1 protein-coding gene is annotated in these 518 nt (G+C 41.7%); it reads left to right on the forward strand.

The features are described from left to right. Positions 1-518: cell division protein ZapE (gene zapE, locus R8N47_RS28430; RefSeq protein WP_318186511.1), on the forward strand; the 518-nt coding region annotated here is incomplete at both ends.

Below are 518 nucleotides of genomic sequence, written 5' to 3' on the forward strand. Positions count from 1 at the left end.
ATTTGTATCGTAATGGCTTACAGCGAGCTCGTTTCCTTCCTGCTATTGATATGATTTTGGCGCGTTGCCATGTACTAAATGTGGATAGTGGTGTCGATTATCGTCTGAGGACTTTGGAACAAGCCGAAATCTACCATTATCCATTGGATGAGCAGGCTTCTATTAATTTAAATACCTATTATCAGCAGCTTACGGCTGAGCGTAAAAGCGTTGCTCACAAAATCGACATTAATCATCGACAGATTAACGTGATTGAAGCCAGTGATGGGGTGTTACATGCTTCTTTTGAGCAGTTGTGCCAAACCGCTCGAAGTCAAAACGATTACATTGAACTCTCACGTATTTATCACACGGTTTTACTGGCCGATGTTCGTCAGATGAATCGTAAAATTGATGATGCTGCGAGGCGTTTTATTGCTTTAGTCGACGAGTTTTATGAGCGCAACGTAAAACTGATTATTTCAGCGGAAGTCGAGATGGATGCCTTATATACCGAAGGACAACTGGAATTTGAGTTC

Source organism: Vibrio sp. 2132-1, assembly GCF_033344315.1.